Origin of the sequence: Nonomuraea sp. MTCD27, from assembly GCF_041950495.1 — a bacterium.
In the GTDB taxonomy this organism is placed as follows: Bacteria; Actinomycetota; Actinomycetes; order Streptosporangiales; family Streptosporangiaceae; genus Nonomuraea.
The window spans coordinates 185,446-198,492 of record NZ_JBGNUW010000007.1; the positions used below are offsets into that span (position 1 = coordinate 185,446).

General features: G+C 73.1%; 11 protein-coding genes. All 11 read left to right on the plus strand.

Annotation, left to right across the window (positions count from 1 at the left end; all coding sequences use genetic code 11):
- Positions 1 to 14 precede the first annotated feature (14 nt).
- The gene (locus tag ACBJ59_RS22325) at positions 15 to 926 is read left to right on the plus strand and encodes a glutathione S-transferase C-terminal domain-containing protein (protein ID WP_375112424.1); all 912 of its coding nucleotides are present in this window, start codon (positions 15 to 17) and stop codon (positions 924 to 926) included.
- A complete protein-coding gene (locus tag ACBJ59_RS22330; protein ID WP_375112154.1) occupies positions 923 to 2,242 on the plus strand; it encodes an NtaA/DmoA family FMN-dependent monooxygenase in 1,320 nt (439 codons plus the stop codon). Before ACBJ59_RS22325 ends, ACBJ59_RS22330 begins: the two co-directional genes overlap by 4 nt.
- Positions 2,239 to 3,447 (plus strand): LLM class flavin-dependent oxidoreductase, encoded by a 1,209-nt coding sequence (locus ACBJ59_RS22335; RefSeq protein WP_375112155.1) that lies wholly within the window; start codon positions 2,239 to 2,241, stop codon positions 3,445 to 3,447. The genes ACBJ59_RS22330 and ACBJ59_RS22335 overlap by 4 nt, the downstream gene beginning before the upstream one ends.
- The gene (locus ACBJ59_RS22340) at positions 3,444 to 4,550 is read left to right on the plus strand and encodes an LLM class flavin-dependent oxidoreductase (RefSeq protein WP_375112156.1); all 1,107 of its coding nucleotides are present in this window, start codon (positions 3,444 to 3,446) and stop codon (positions 4,548 to 4,550) included. Before ACBJ59_RS22335 ends, ACBJ59_RS22340 begins: the two co-directional genes overlap by 4 nt.
- Entirely contained in the window at positions 4,547 to 5,644 is a 1,098-nt protein-coding gene (locus ACBJ59_RS22345) for an LLM class flavin-dependent oxidoreductase (RefSeq protein ID WP_375112157.1), read from the plus strand. Before ACBJ59_RS22340 ends, ACBJ59_RS22345 begins: the two co-directional genes overlap by 4 nt.
- The gene (locus ACBJ59_RS22350; RefSeq protein ID WP_375112158.1) at positions 5,641 to 7,251 is read left to right on the plus strand and encodes an ABC transporter substrate-binding protein; all 1,611 of its coding nucleotides are present in this window, start codon (positions 5,641 to 5,643) and stop codon (positions 7,249 to 7,251) included. The genes ACBJ59_RS22345 and ACBJ59_RS22350 overlap by 4 nt, the downstream gene beginning before the upstream one ends.
- Complete coding sequence (locus ACBJ59_RS22355; protein WP_375112159.1) at positions 7,248 to 8,153, plus strand: ABC transporter permease; 906 nt, start codon at positions 7,248 to 7,250, stop codon at positions 8,151 to 8,153. Before ACBJ59_RS22350 ends, ACBJ59_RS22355 begins: the two co-directional genes overlap by 4 nt.
- Before the next feature lie 186 nt (positions 8,154 to 8,339).
- Entirely contained in the window at positions 8,340 to 9,149 is an 810-nt protein-coding gene (locus ACBJ59_RS22360) for an ABC transporter permease (protein WP_375112160.1), read from the plus strand.
- A gap of 173 nt (positions 9,150 to 9,322) precedes the next feature.
- Positions 9,323 to 11,122 carry a dipeptide ABC transporter ATP-binding protein gene (locus ACBJ59_RS22365; RefSeq protein ID WP_375112161.1) on the plus strand — a complete coding sequence of 600 codons (1,800 nt, stop codon included), beginning with the start codon at positions 9,323 to 9,325 and terminating at the stop codon, positions 11,120 to 11,122.
- A 136-nt stretch (positions 11,123 to 11,258) separates the two neighbouring features.
- Positions 11,259 to 11,966 (plus strand): ThuA domain-containing protein, encoded by a 708-nt coding sequence (locus ACBJ59_RS22370; RefSeq protein WP_375112162.1) that lies wholly within the window; start codon positions 11,259 to 11,261, stop codon positions 11,964 to 11,966.
- The gene (locus ACBJ59_RS22375) at positions 11,951 to 13,039 is read left to right on the plus strand and encodes a Gfo/Idh/MocA family protein (RefSeq protein WP_375112163.1); all 1,089 of its coding nucleotides are present in this window, start codon (positions 11,951 to 11,953) and stop codon (positions 13,037 to 13,039) included. Before ACBJ59_RS22370 ends, ACBJ59_RS22375 begins: the two co-directional genes overlap by 16 nt.
- Positions 13,040 to 13,047 lie beyond the last annotated feature (8 nt).

Sequence of the window (13,047 nt, forward strand, 5' to 3'; positions counted from 1 at the left end):
ATCCGGAGTTGAGTGTGACCGTAACCACCGGCACTCCGATCTACGCGAGTCCCGTCGACCACGTCTCCTACGGCCAGTACGGCCCCGGCCGCCTGCACCTGTCGGCGGGCTGGACCCGCCCCGTCTATCCCTTCCAGGACCGGATCACCGCCGACGGATCCAGCGGCTACCGCGCCGAGCCCGGCCGCTACCACCTCTACGCCGCTTGGGTCTGCCCGTACGCCCAGCGCGTCGCGATCGTCCGCAAGCTCAAGGGGCTGGAGGAGGTGATCTCGCTCTCGTACGTGGACGACGAGCGCGACGGCCGCGGCTGGGCCTTCCGGCAGCGCCGGGGCGCCGACCCGGTCAACGGGTTCACGCTGCTGGAGCAGGCGTACGACGCCACCGAGAAGGGCTACCCGGGCCACATCTCGGTGCCCGTGCTCTGGGACCGGCGCCAGGGCCGGATCGTCAGCAACAACTTCCCCGACATCACCATCGACCTGGCCACCCAGTTCGAGGAATGGGCGACCACCTCCGCCGACCTCTACCCGGAGCCGCTGCGCCCGGAGATCAACAAACTGAACGCCTGGCTTTACCACGACGTCAACACCGGCGTCTCCCGCGTGGCCCGCGCCGCCACCGGCAAGGAGCGCGCGGACGAGCGACAGCGGGTGCTGTCCGCGCTGGAGCGGCTGGACGAGCGGCTGGCGGGGCAGCGGTTCCTGACCGGGGACACGGTGACCGAGGCCGACGTGCGGCTGTGGGTGACGCTGGCCAGGTTCGACTCGGAGTACAACCGCGACCACCTCATCAGCGAGGGGGACCTGTCCGGGTTCGAGCACCTGTGGGGCTACGCCCGCGACCTCTACCAGCGGCCGGCCTTCGGCGAGACCATCGAGGCCCTGCCCGCCGAGTGGAACACCCCGCACGGGCGGGGCCGATGAGCCGCAAGCAGATCCACCTGGCCGCCCACTTCCCGGGCGTGAACAACACCACCGTCTGGACCGACCCCCGCTCCGGCAGCCAGATCGACTTCGCCTCGTTCACCCACCTGGCCAGGGCGGCCGAGCGCGCCAAGTTCGACTTCTTCTTCCTGGCCGAGGGGCTGCGGCTGCGCGAGCTCAAGGGCCGCATCCACGACCTGGACGTGGTGGGACGGCCCGAGTCGCTCACCCTGCTCAGCGCGCTGGCCGCGGTGACCTCCCGCCTCGGCCTGGCCGGCACCGTCAACGCCACCTTCAACGAGCCGTACGAGCTGGCCCGGCGCCTGTCCACGCTCGACCACCTGAGCGGCGGCCGGGCCGCCTGGAACGTGGTGACCACCTCCGACGCCTTCACCGGCGAGAACTTCCGCCGCGGCGGCTTCCTCGACCGCGCCGACCGGTACGAGCGGGCCGCCGAGTTCGTCCGCCTGTCGCGCGAGCTGTGGGACTCCTGGCGGCCGGACGCCGTCCTCGCCGACCAGGCCACGGGCCGGTTCGTACGGGAGGGCGGCATCGGCACGGTCGGGCACCACGGCGCGCACTTCTCCGTCGAGGGTCGCTTCACCCTGCCCCGCAGCCCCCAGGGGCATCCGGTCATCATCCAGGCGGGCGACTCGGACGAGGGCAGGGAGTTCGCCGCCGCCACCGCCGACGTGATCTTCACCGGGCACGGCACGCTGGAGGACGGCAGACGCTTCTACACCGACGTCAAGCGCCGCCTGGCCCGGTACGGCCGCGAGCCCCACCAGCTCAAGATCATGCCCGGCGTGACGTTCGCGCTGGGCGACACCGAGGAGGAGGCCGCCGAGAACGCCGCCGCCATCCGGCGCCGGCAGGTCGGCCCGCAGACCGCGATCGCCTTCCTGGAGCAGGTGTGGGGTCGTGACATGTCGGCCTACGACCCGGACGGTCCGCTGCCGGAGGTCGAGCCGGAGGTGTCGGAAGGCGTCTCCCAGGGCCGGGTGGCGATCAAGGACCGCGCGGCCGTGGCCGCCAAGTGGCGGGCGCTGGCCGCCGAGAAGGGGCTGACGATCCGCGAGCTGGTCATCGAGGTGACCGGGCGGCAGACGTTCGTCGGCACCCCCGCCACCGTGGCGCGGCTGATCGACGAGCACGTGCAGGCCGACGCCGCCGACGGCTTCATCCTCGTGCCGCATCTGACCCCGGGCGGGCTGGACGAGTTCGTGGACCGGGTGGTGCCGCTGCTGCAGGAGCGCGGCTCCTTCCGTACCGACTACACCGGCACCACCCTGCGCGAACACCTGGAGCTGGCATGACGTTGCACCTGGCCGTCGCGCTGGACGGCGCGGGCTGGCACCCGGCCGCCTGGCGGGAGCCGACCGCCGCGCCGCGCGCGCTGTTCTCCGCCCGCTACTGGGCCGGGCTGGTCGCCGAGGCCGAGCGCGGGCTGCTCGACTTCGTCACCATCGAGGACGCCCTCGGCCTCCAGACCGACCTGCCGGACCGCCCCCGGAACGGGGACGGCACCGGCCTGTCGGACGGCTTCCCGGACGGCGCCGGCGAGCGGGCCGGGCACGTGCGCGGGCGGTTCGACGCGGTGCTGCTGGCCGCCCGGCTGGCGCCGCTCACCCGCCGGATCGGGCTGGTGCCGACCGCCACCACCACGCACACCGAGCCGTTCCACGTGGCCATCGGCATCGCCACGCTCGACCACATCAGCGGCGGCCGCGCGGGATGGCGGCCGCAGATCTCCTGGCGCGCCTCGGAGGCCCGCCACTTCGGCCGCAGGGAGTTCCCGCCGATCGAGCCCGGCGTCGCCGACCTGTCGGTGGTCCCGCACGTACAGGACCTGTTCGCCGAGGCCGCCGACGCCGTGGAGACGGCGCGGCGGCTGTGGGACAGCTGGGAGGACGACGCCGAGATCAGGGACGTGGCCACCGGCAGGTTCGTCGACCGGGACAAGCTCCACTACGTCGACTTCACCGGCCGGTTCTTCTCGGTCAGGGGGCCCTCCATCACGCCCCGGTCGCCGCAGGGCCAGCCGGTGGTGACCGCGCTGGCGCACGCCCGGCTGCCGTACGAGTTCGCGGCCGCCAACGCCGACGTCGTATACGTCACGCCGCACTCGGCCGAGCAGGCCAGGGCGATCGTGGCCGAGATCAGGGGGCTCTCCGCCGAGGTGAAGGTCTTCGCCGACCTCGTCGTGTTCCTGGGCGACGACGCCGCCGCCCGCAAGGCACGGCTCGACGAGCTGGACGGGGCCGAGCTCAGCTCCGACGCCGCGATCTTCACCGGGAGCGTGGCGGAGCTGGCCGCGCTGCTGCTGGAGTGGCAGCGCGCCGGGATCCAGGGGTTCCGGCTGCGGCCGGGGGCGGTGCCGTACGACCTGCGGCAGATCGCCTCGGGCCTGACGGCCGAGCTGCGCTCGCGGGGGGCGTTCCGGAGCAGGTACGAGGCCGACACGCTGCGCGGGCTGCTCGGCCTGCCGCGCCCGGCGAGCCGCTACGCGGAGGCACGATGAAATTCCTGCTCATCACACTGATCACGCACACCGACGGCAGGCCGGCCACGGAGCGTTTCCGCGAGGTCGTCGGCAACGCGGTGCTGGCCGAGGAGCTGGGCTTCGACGGGTTCGGGGTGGGGGAGCGGCACGAGCGCCCGTTCATCTCCTCCTCGCCGCCGGTCGTGCTCAGCCACATCGCGGCCCGGACGTCCAGGATCCGGCTCTTCACCGCCGTGACCACGCTGAGCCTGCTCGACCCCGTACGCGCCTACGAGGACTACGCCACGCTCGACCACCTGTCGGCCGGGCGGCTGGAGCTGATCATCGGCAAGGGCAACGGCGCGGCCCAGGCCAAGCTGTTCCACGTCACCGCCGAGGACCAGTGGGAGCGCAACCGGGAGGCGTACGAGCTGTTCCGCCGCCTGTGGCGGGAGGACAAGGTCACCTGGAGCGGCCGCTTCCGCCCGTCGCTCACCGACGCCGAGACCTGGCCGCGCCCGCTGCAGCGGCCGATCCGGGTCTGGCACGGGAGCGCCACCAGCAAGGAGTCGGTGGACCTGGCCGCGCGCCACGGCGACCCCCTCTTCTCCGCGAACGTCACCCACCCCGTCGAGCCCTACGCCGAGCTGATCGACCACTACCGGGAACGCTGGGCGCACTACGGCCACGACCCGGGCCAAGCGCTGGTCGGAGCCGGTTCGGCCGGCTACTACGCGGCCCGCACCTCGCAGGAGGCCGTCGCCGCCTACCGGCCGATCTTCGACGCCCGGGTGGCGTTACAGCGCCGGCTGGGGCTGCCGGTCGTCTTCCCGACCCTGGAGGACGCGATCGAACGGAGCTCGATCCTGGTGGGCAGCCCGCACCAGATCATCGACAAGGTGCTGCGCTATCACAAGCGGTTCGGGCACGAGGTCATGCACCTGCACGCCGACGCCGACGGGCTCACGGCGGGGCAGCACCGGGCGACGCTGGAGCTGTTCCAGTCGGAGATCGCCCCCGTGCTCCGGGCCGAGATCCCCAGCCGCCCGTTCCCCGCCCCTGTCCCCGCCGGCGCGGCCGGGGATCCCGCCGCCGATGCCTCCGTTGTCGCCGCCGGCACCGTCGCGGGAGGAGCCGCATGACGCTGTCCATTCTCGACCTCGCTCCCATCAGCTCGGGGAGCACGGCCGCCGACGCGCTGCGCAACACCATCGACCTCGCCCGCCGGGCCGACGAGCTGGGCTACCGCCGTTACTGGCTGGCCGAGCACCACTTCGCCCCCGGCGTGGCCGGCTCGGCCCCCGCCGTGCTGATCGGGCTGGTCGCGGCGGCGACCGGCACGATCCGGGTGGGGTCGGGGGCGGTGCAGCTCGGGCACCAGACGCCGCTGTCGGTGGTCGAGCAGTTCGGCCTCATCGACGCGCTCCACCCGGGCCGCATCGACCTCGGCATCGGCCGCTCGGGCCGGCGCCGGTCCGAACCGGCCGCCGCACCGCCCGGCGCCGCGGAGCGGCCAGGGTCCCGGATGGTGGACGGGCTGCTCATCCCGCCGCCGTTCGACTTCTCGAAGCTGGCCGCGCACCCGCACCTCGCCCACTACGCGACCCTGCTCCAGCAGCCCGGCGCGCGGACGCCGGACTTCGCCGACCAGATCGACGACGTGCTCGCCTTCCTCAACGGCACGCACGACGCCCACGCCGTCCCCGGTGAGGGCGCGGACGTGCAGGTCTGGATCCTGGGCAGCAGCGGCGGCCAGTCCGCCCAGGTCGCCGGGGAGCGCGGATTGCCGTTCGCGGCCAACTACCACGTCAGCCCGGCGAGCGTCCTGGAGGCGGTGGAGGCCTACCGGGAGGCGTTCAAGCCGTCGGACGACCTCGCCGAGCCGTACGTCATCGTCTCCGCCGACGCCGTCGTCGCCGAGGACGAGGCCACGGCGCGCGAGCTGGCGAGCCCGTACGCCCTCTGGGTGCGCAGCATCAGGACCGGAGCGGGCGCGATGCGGTACGCGACGCCCGCCGAGGCCGCCGCCCACGTCTGGAGCGAGGCCGATCGGGAGCTGGTCAAGGACCGCGTCGACACCCAGTTCGTCGGCACGCCGGAGCAGGTCACCGAGCGGCTGCGGGTGCTGCGCCGGGTGACCGGGGCCGACGAGCTGCTGGTCACCACCATCACCCACGACCACGACGACCGCGTGCGCTCGTACGAGCTGCTCGCAGAAGCCTGGAACCGCCCGTGAACCGCCTCACCCACGCCTCCGCCGCACTCCTCGTCGCCCTGGCGGTGACCGGATGCGGCGCCGAGGCCGCCGAGCAACCCGCGCCCGCCTCGCTGACCTGGGCCATCGAGACCCAGCCGATCACGCTCAACCCCCAGCAGTGGGCGCAGAACAAGGTCCGGCTGCTCGTGTTCAACCAGTTCGACGCGCTCCTGTCGCGGGCCGCGGACGGCTCGTTCGGGCCCTGGCTGGCCACGTCGTGGCAGGTCTCGGACGACGGGCTGACCTACACCCTCCGGCTCCGCGACGACGTGACCTTCCACGACGGGAGCAAGTTCGACGCCGCCGCCGTCAAGGCCAACCTCGACCAGTTCCGCGTGCCCGGTTACAACCCGGCCGTGGCGGCGATCCAGCTCCGGGCGTACGAGGGGGCGAAGGTGCTGTCGCCGACGACGCTCGAGATCACGCTCAAGGAGCCGGACGCGCTCTTCCTGGACTTCCTCGCCTCGCCCTACGCCGGGCAGATCTCGCCGAAGTCGCTCAAGAGCGCCAAGGACCTCAAGTTCGGCGGGCCCGACCTGGCCGGCACCGGGCCGTTCATCCTGGACCGGTACGTGCAGGGCCAGGAGATCCACTACCGCCGCAACCCCGCCTACAACTGGCCGCCCGCCGGCGCCGCCCACCAGGGCCCCGCGCACCTGCCGGAGATCACGTACCGGTTCCTGCCCGAGGCCGCCGTCCGCGTCGGCGCGCTCACCTCCGGGCAGGTGCAGGTCATTGAGGGCGTCCCGGCCACCGAGGTCGCCCTCATCAAGCAGGACCCGGCCCTCACCCTGCGGACCGCGCTCAACTCCGGCACCTCCTTCTCCTACTACTTCAACACCTCCCGCGCCCCCTTCGACGACCAGCGCGTACGGGAGGCCTTCCGCGAGGCCGTGAACGTGGACACCGTGCTGCAGTCCGTCTACCAGGGCACCGCCACCAGGGCCTGGAGCATCGTCGGCAAGGCCGGCCCCTTCTACGACCCGGGCCTCGAACGCGCCTTCGGCGGCGACGTGGCCAAGGCCAACGCGCTGCTCGACGAGGCCGGCTGGAAGCAGCGCGACGCCGAGGGCTTCCGGGTCAAGGACGGCAGGCGGCTCACGGTACGGACGGTCGCCTCCGCGCCGTTCGTCCGCGACCGGCGCGACATCCTCGCCCAGGCCATCCAGGCCCAGGTCAAGCAGAACGCCGGGATCGACTTCCAGGTCAAGATCGTGGACCAGGGCACCGCGCAGAAGGCCCTCGACGAGAACGAGTACGAGATCTTCGAGAACTCCCGGGGCGACTCCGACGCCGGCGCGGCGCTCAACCTCATCCTGCCGCGCGGCGGCGCGATCAACCGTACCCACTTCGCCGACGACCGGGTGGACAAGTGGCTGGCGGAAGCCGGTGCCGACGCTGACCAGGCCAGACGCAAGGAGCTGTACGCCAGGGTGCAGCGGGCGGTGGTGCTGGAGAAGGCGATCGTGTTCCCGATCTACGTGCCCGCCGACCAGATCGCGGCGCAGAAGAGCGTGCAGGGGCTCGGGTTCCACCCCGCCTCCGGCACGCCGGCCGGGGCCTACGACGTACGGATCGGGACGTGATCAAGCGGCTCGGCACCGGGCTGGCCGTCCTGTGGGCCGCCGCCACCGCCTCCTACCTCGCGCTGCTGCTGGCCCCCGGTGACACCGTCGACATCCTGGTCGGCGACGGGCCCGACACGCCCGAGATCCGGGCCAGGATCGTCGCGGAGTGGGGGCTCGACCGGCCCGAGATCGTCCAGTACGTGGCCTACCTGTGGCGGCTGGTGCACGGCGACCTCGGGCGGTCGTACCAGCTGCAGCGCGGTGTCGGCGAGATCCTGGCCACGCAGGTGGGACCGACGGCGCAGCTCACGCTGGCGGCGGCCGGGACCGGGGTCACGCTGGCCGCCGTCATCGCGCTCGTCACCGCCGGGCGGGGGCGGCTCGCGCGCGGCGCGGCCTCCGCCGCCGAGCTGGTGGCGGTGTCGGTGCCGCCGTTCCTCATCGGGATCGTGCTGCTGTCAGTGTTCTCGTTCACGCTCGGCTGGTTCCCCGTCTCGGGCGCGGCCGGCCCGCGCGCACTGGTGCTGCCCGCACTCGCGCTGGGGCTGCCCATCGCCGGGGTGCTCGGCCAGGTGCTGCGCGGCGGGCTGGAGCGGGCGCTGGAGCAGCCGTTCGCCGTCACCGCCCGGGCGCGCGGGCTCACCGAACGCGCCCTGGTCGCCCGGCACGCGCTCCGGCACGCGCTGATCCCCGCCGTGACCCTGGCCGGCTGGTTCACCGGCGCCCTGCTCGGCGGGGCGGTGATCACCGAGGTGCTGTTCGGGCGGCCCGGGCTCGGCCGCGTCGCGATGGACGCCGTCACGGGGCGCGACATGCCGGTGGTGATGGCGGTCGTCCTGCTGTCGGCCGTCGTGTACGTGACCATCAGCACGCTGCTCGACCTGACCTACCGCCTCATCGACCCGCGAATCCGAGGCTGACCGCCCATGCCCACCCCCAACCCCACCCCCAACCCCACCACGAGTGCCGCCGCCAGCACCGCCGCCGTCTCCCACCCGCCGTCTCCCCGGCCGAGCCTGCTCCCCGACCGCCTTCGCGGGGCGGGGCGAGGGCTTCCACGGGTGTCCGGGCGAGACCCGGGGAGCCGCCGCCCGGGGAGACGTCGCGTGGCGGGCCCGCCCGTACGCCTGCTCCTCCCGGTCGCCTTTCTGGTGCTGCTCGCGGTGGCCGTGGCGGCGCCCGGGTGGCTCACCGGGGCGGACCCGCTGGTGGCCGATCCGCTGACCGCGCTCGCGCCGCCGGGCTCCGGGCACTGGTTCGGCAGCGACCACCTCGGCCGGGACGTGCTGGCCAGGGTCGTGTACGGCGCTCGCCACTCCATCAGCATCGGCGTCGCCGCCACCGTCCTGGCCGTCACCTCCGGCGTGCTGCTCGGCCTGGCCGCCGGGCTGTCTCCCAAGTGGCTGGACGAGGCTCTGGCGCGCTCGTTCGACGTCCTGTCCACCCTGCCCGAGCTGCTGCTCGCGCTGCTGATCGTGGCGATCACCGGCCCCGGCACCGGGAACGTGATCTTCGCCATCGCCGTCGCGCAGATCCCCAACTACGCCCGGATGATCCGTGCCCAGACCTTCGTCGTCCGGCGCTCGGGCTACGTCGAGCAGGCGGTCACGTTCGGCCGATCCCGGCCGGCGATCACGGCGGGGCACGTGCTGCCGAACGTGCTCGGGCCGATCCCCGTGCTGGCCACGATCGGGCTCGGCCAGGCGATCATCGCCAGCTCGGGGCTGAGCTTCCTCGGGATGGGACCCCAGCCTCCGGCCGCCGAGTGGGGCGCGATGCTCTCCGAGGCTCGCAACTACCTGCGGGTGGCCTGGTGGGAGGCGCTGTTCCCGGGGGTGGCGATCACGCTGACCGTCGCCTGCCTGACCGTCGTCGGCCGCCGCCTCCAGCACCGCTTCGAAGGAAGGACCCAGTGACCACCACCCACGATGCAGACACCCCACCCGCCCCGACCCCCGGTCCGGCTCCCGGTGGGGGTCCCGCCCCAGCGTCGGCCTCCGTCCCAGATGGGGGTGCCGGCGCCCCGGTTGCCGTTTCCGGTGGGGAGGCTGTCGCGGCTGCACGGGCACCGAGCGGCGCGCTTGTCTCCGTGCAGGACTTGCGGGTGGGCTTCGGTGGGAGCGAGGTCGTGCGGGGGATCTCGTTCTCGGTCGCTCCCGGGGAGTGCGTGGCGATCGTCGGGGAGTCCGGGTCCGGCAAGAGCGTCACGGCGCGGGCCCTGCTCGGGTTGGCCGGTGCGGGATCGGACGTGCGGGCGACGGCGTTCACGGTTGCCGGGCGGGACGCGCTCGGCTTCGGGCCGCGGGACTGGCGGCGGTTGCGTGGCGGGTTCGCGGGGCTCGTGCTGCAGGATGCGCTGGTCTCGCTCGACCCTCTCCGCACCGTCGGCGCGGAGATCGGCGAAGTGCTGGCCTTCCACGATGTGGTGCCGCGGGCCGGACGTACGGCCAAGGTGCTGGAGTTGCTGGAGTCCGTGGGGGTGCCGGAGCCGGAGCTGCGGGCGGGGCAGCATCCGCACGAGTTGTCGGGCGGGCTGCGGCAGCGGGTGCTCATCGCCTCCGCCATCGCGGCCGGGCCCGAGCTGATCATCGCGGACGAGCCCACCACCGCGCTGGACGTCACCGTACAGGCCCAGATCCTGCGCCTGCTGGCCGGGCGCAAGGCGGCGGGGACCGCGTTGCTGCTGATCAGCCATGACCTGGCCGTCGTCGGGTCGATCGCCGATCGCATCCTCGTCATGCGGGACGGCCAGATCGTCGAGCAGGGGCCCGCCCGGGACGTGCTGACCACGCCCGCGCACGACTACACGTGCGCGCTCCTGGCGGCGGTGCCCTCCGCCGCCTCCCGCGGCACCCGCCTCTCCGACCGAACAGGTGCGTCCGATCAGGCCCGCCTGTCCGACGGGGCAGGCGTGTCCGGTCGGACCCAGCCGGTCGAGGGCTCGCACTCTGCCGACGGCGTGCGGCCCAGTGATGGTGCGCGGCCCGAGGAGACCGCGCGGCCCGCGGAGAGCTTGCGGCGCGCTGAGGGCGTGCGGCGCGCTGAGGGTGCGCAACTGACCGAGGGCGCGGGGCCCACGCAGGCGGCTGCCCCCGCCGCCACAGCCCCCGTCCCCGTGCCCGTGCTCGCCGTCACCAACCTCACCCGTTCGTACGGTTCGCGGCGGGTGGTCGATGACGTGTCCTTTGCCCTGTACCGGGGCGAGACCCTGGGGATCGTCGGTGAGTCGGGGTCGGGCAAGACCACGCTCGCCCGGCTGGCGCTCGGCCTGCTGGACCCCGACCGAGGCCAGGTCACCCTGCACGACCAGCCCTGGAGCGGCCTGCCGGAGCGACTGCGCCGTCCCCTCCGGCAACGGATTCAGCTCGTCTCCCAGAACCCCCTGGACTCCTTCGACCCCCGTCACACCGCCGGCCGCCTGGTCGCCGAGCCGTTGCGGTCGCGGTCGCGGTGGCGGTGGCGGTGGCGGTTGCCGCGGGAAGAGCGGCGTGCCGCGGTGCTGGAGTTGCTGGCCCGCGTCGGCCTGCCGCCGGAGGTGGCCGCCCGCCACCCCCGCGAGCTGTCCGGCGGCCAGCGGCAGCGGATCGCCATCGCCCGCGCCCTCGGCCCCCGGCCCGACGTGCTGGTGTGCGACGAGCCCGTCTCCGCGCTGGACGTCTCGATCCAGGCCCAGGTGCTGGACCTGCTGGCCGAGCTCCAGCACGAGTACGGCACCGCGATGGTGTTCATCTCCCATGATCTCGGCGTCGTCCACCACCTGGCCGACCGGGTGCTGGTGATGAAGGACGGCCGGGTCGTGGAGGAGGGAAACGTGGACGAGGTGTTCAGCCGGCCCCGGCATCCGTACACGCGTGACCTGGTCGCCGCTGTGCCTCGCTTGCCGGACTGACGGGCCGGCCGGCCGACGGATCAGAATGGTCAGATATTCGACGGGAGTTTTCCGCCGGACTCAGACACAATTGGCGAAGTGTGCCGCTTTCGCGGCGCACGGCCGATTTATGGTCCATCGAGCGATTGGCAAATGCATGGCGGGCGAGCACAGGCGTACGGTTCTCGTGGTGCGGGGCGGCTGGGAAGGGCATGTCCCGGTGGCGGCCACCGACCTCTTCGTACCCTTCCTCGAAAAGAACGGGTTCGAGGTGCGGCTGGCGGACAGCCCGGCGCCCTACGCGGACCCCGCGTACATGTCCGGAGTCGACCTCATCGTGCAGTGCTACACGATGGGCACGATCGAGCAGGACGAGCTCAAGGGACTGCGGGCGGCGATCGAGGCCGGCACCGGCATGGCCGGCTGGCACGGCGGCATCGCCGACTCCTACCGCAACTCCTCCGACTACCTGCACCTCATCGGCGGGCAGTTCGCCTGCCACCCCGGCAAGCACCCGGACGACGAGGACGCGGGCACCGAGCGGCACAACTTCGTCCCGTACACCGTCAACATGTCGCCCGAGGCGGCCGCGCACCCCATCACCGAGGGGATCGGCGACTTCGACCTCGTCACCGAGCAGTACTGGGTGCTGGCCGACGACTACAACGACGTGCTCGCGACCACGACCCAGAAGATGCGCCCGTGGGATCCCTGGCACCGGGAGGTGACCTCGCCGGCGATCTGGACCAGGCGGTGGGGCAAGGGGCGGATCTTCGTCGCGACCCCGGGACACAGCCTGGACGTCCTGGAGAACGACAGCGTGCGCACGATCATCGAGAGGGGAATGTTGTGGGCCAGCCGCTGAACCTCGGCATCGTCGGTTGCGGGGCCATCTCGGCCCAGTACTTGCAGACCATCGACCGGCTGCCGCAGGTGAGGCTGGTGGCGGTGGCCGACCTGGACCTCGACCGGGCGCGGGAGGCGGTGCGGCCGTACCCGGGGGTGGACGTGCTGGGCGTGGCGGAGCTGATGGCGGACGCGCGGGTCGACGCGGTGCTCAACCTCACCGTCCCGGCCGCGCACGCCGAGATCGCCCTGATGGCGATCGCGGCGGGCAAGGACGTCTACTGTGAGAAGCCCCTCGCCGCGACCGGCGCCGACGCGCGGCGGGTGCTGGAGGCGGCCGAGGCCGCCGGCGTACGGGTGGGGTGCGCGCCCGACACCGTGCTGGGCACCGGCACGCAGACCGCCCGCATGGCGATCGACGACGGCCTGATCGGCCGGCCGGTGGCGGCCACGGCGACGATGATGACGCCCGGCCACGAGCGCTGGCATCCCCATCCCGACTTCTACTACGTCCCGGGCGGCGGGCCGCTCCTGGACATGGGCCCGTACTACGTCACCAGCCTGGTGACGCTGCTCGGGCCGGTGGCGACGGTGATCGGGGCGGCCAGCCGCACGCGGGCCAAGCGCACGATCGGCTCCGGCCCCCGCCAGGGCGAGGACATCCCGGTCACCGTCGACACCCACGTGACCGGCGTGCTCGTGCACGACTCCGGGGCCCTGTCCACGCTGGTGATGAGCTTCGACGCGGTGGCCACCAAGGCGGCCAACATCGAGGTGCACGGCGAGCAGGGCTCGCTCATCGTTCCCGACCCCAACCACTTCGACGGGCCCGTCCTGCTGTCGCGCCTGGGCGATCAGGACTGGCGCACGCTGCCGGTGTCGGCCGGGTACGCCGAGGCGGGCCGCGGCGTGGGCCTGATCGACTTCGTCTCGGAGCGGGAGCCCCGGGCGGGCGGGTCGCTGGCCTTCCACGTGCTCGACGTCATGGAGTCGCTGCTCGCCTCCGCGCACTCCGGCAAGGCGCTGGACGTCCCCAGCACCTGCGAACGGCCCAGGCCGGTGGCACTGAGGAGCGCCGCCGCGGACGGGTGAGCCGAACC

Excerpts from the sequence above, each read along its gene's own strand:
- ACBJ59_RS22330 (WP_375112154.1), top strand. The coding sequence starts at position 923 with ATGAGCCGCAAGCAGATCCACCTGGCCGCCCACTTCCCGGGCGTGAAC.
- ACBJ59_RS22335 (WP_375112155.1), top strand. The coding sequence starts at position 2,239 with ATGACGTTGCACCTGGCCGTCGCGCTGGACGGCGCGGGCTGGCACCCG.
- ACBJ59_RS22340 (WP_375112156.1), top strand. The coding sequence starts at position 3,444 with ATGAAATTCCTGCTCATCACACTGATCACGCACACCGACGGCAGGCCG.
- ACBJ59_RS22345 (WP_375112157.1), top strand. The coding sequence starts at position 4,547 with ATGACGCTGTCCATTCTCGACCTCGCTCCCATCAGCTCGGGGAGCACG.
- ACBJ59_RS22370 (WP_375112162.1), top strand. The coding sequence starts at position 11,259 with ATGGCGGGCGAGCACAGGCGTACGGTTCTCGTGGTGCGGGGCGGCTGG.